This is a genomic window from Shewanella sp. MMG014 (genome assembly GCF_018100775.1).
GTDB classification, from domain to species: domain Bacteria; phylum Pseudomonadota; class Gammaproteobacteria; order Enterobacterales; family Shewanellaceae; genus Shewanella; species Shewanella japonica.
In genome coordinates this window covers 1-1,870 of record NZ_JAGJDZ010000027.1, presented here as the reverse complement: position 1 = coordinate 1,870, position 1,870 = coordinate 1, and the positions used below count along the sequence as shown (strand labels likewise).

The 1,870-nt window shown below is 35.3% G+C and carries 1 protein-coding gene; it reads right to left on the bottom strand.

The genetic code is table 11. The annotated features are described in order from the left end of the window. Positions 1 to 105 precede the first annotated feature (105 nt). On the bottom strand, positions 106 to 1,776 hold the full coding sequence (locus tag J8L86_RS20965) for an AAA family ATPase (RefSeq protein ID WP_211031447.1): 1,671 nt from the start codon (positions 1,774 to 1,776) through the stop codon (positions 106 to 108). Positions 1,777 to 1,870: the final 94 nt, after the last annotated feature.

Below are 1,870 nucleotides of genomic sequence, written 5' to 3'. Positions count from 1 at the left end.
GCCTCTTAACGCCTCGTTAAGAGGCAATAAAATAGTTGGCTAAAATTAGCGACGAAGGAGCAAAAGCCAACTGTTTTTTGTCCTTTTAAACGACTTGTTAGAAATTTATTTGAATGCCTTATTCAGGGTCTTTGTTAATTTATAGAATTCTGAATAATCCTCAGATTTTGGAACGGCTTTATTTTTAAATTCTTCCAGATAAAGTGCCTTCAAGCTATTTTTTGCAATTTTTTGTTCATCTTTTGTACCATGAATTCCCTGCTGAACAAGATCCGGATTGCTAGCATTAACACTGTTCTTATAGCTATCTGGAATTAAGCCTTCAATACTCCTAGAGCCAGCTTTGTTCATCCCAACAACAACATATGATTTGTTTTTTTCAAAACCATGTCGTTTTAGAGTTGGTTCAACATCTTTAATTACATCAATATCAAATGTAACAACAAGATCTTTACTTTTAGATTTAAGAAAATTTAAAAGTGTTGGGTTTTTCAAATTTCCACAACCATCATAAGCAAAAATATCACCTTGAAAGTTTAACCTATTACTACCATGTGCCTCTGCTCTGAGGAGTTCGAAATACTCTTTGTCTGTTTTCCCTTCAACAAGCAGGTGAGACTTAGATTCTGAAAAGAATATTTCCCGCCAAGGCTGAAATTCCTCATTAGCCAAACCGAGAACAACACCGAATGGCTCCATCCAATTCTCACCGGACGTATCAATTTTTTCAGTCTCTCTAAGTTGCTTATTTTTAACTGACCGTTCTAATAATATATTGCTCTCAGGGTAGGATTGATTCAACATATAAGGGCTGTGGGTAGTAGTTAATACTTGTACTCCAAACTCATTAGCAATTTGTTGCAATACTCGTCCGAATTCAGCTTGTGCTGACGGATGTAGAAAGCTTTCAGGTTCTTCAATAATAAGAATTGGTGTCATTTTCTCAGCACTAATCGCTGATTCACTTACTTGTTTTGCCTTTAATAGTGTTAAAAAGATCATGGTTCTATTTTTCGTTCCACTTCCCCAATCGTCTAGATCAACTTCCATCTTGCTATCTCCAAGCGAAAGGTTATATGGAAGTCGGTCAAAACTCATATCAGGAACAGAGATACCAACCTTCAAATTACTATTAAGTTTTGACAAAAGCCCTGACACTTCTTCTTTTTGCGTCTTTGCAATTCGAGCTAAAGATTTTTGTAAGGTAGAAGTCATTTTATTGAGTTCAGTGGAATATTGTTGCGAAAATTCCTGTAGAAAGCCTGTGAAACTAGCTCTTGTTTCAATTTCAGTTGAATTATGGATTAGAATACTCGATTGAACTTTTTTATGGATTTCTTGTGCTTTAATACCATCAAAAGTTTGGCCGCACATCTCAGCAACTACATTGCTAGAACTGAGTGAATCACTCCATTTAGAAATCAACTTTAAACATAACGAATCAGCGTTATCTACTTCAAGATCTAGATAATCTACAAAAAACTCGTAAACACCTGCATCAGCTTCTTTAAAAATTGTTAGTTCGATAGTTACAGAAATCTCTTTTTCGCTATCTTTAGTTTCCTTCCAACGAGGAAAGTCGCGAAGAGCGGATATATTGTGACGCTTGGCCCTTCCATATATATTATCTTCTCGAAGTACTGCTCGTAATGCCCTAACAATATTACTTTTTCCAGCATCATTTTGACCACAAATGGCTGAGTAATAATCATCAAAATCAATTTGAACGTCTTCAAATGTTCTGTAATTTTTTATTTCTAATTTTGTTATTTTCAAGAATACTACTCCATGTAGTGATGATGAGGAATTTCTAACGCCACATTAAGCGGCAAAAAATTGTTGGCTAAAATAAGCGACGCAGGAGCAAAAG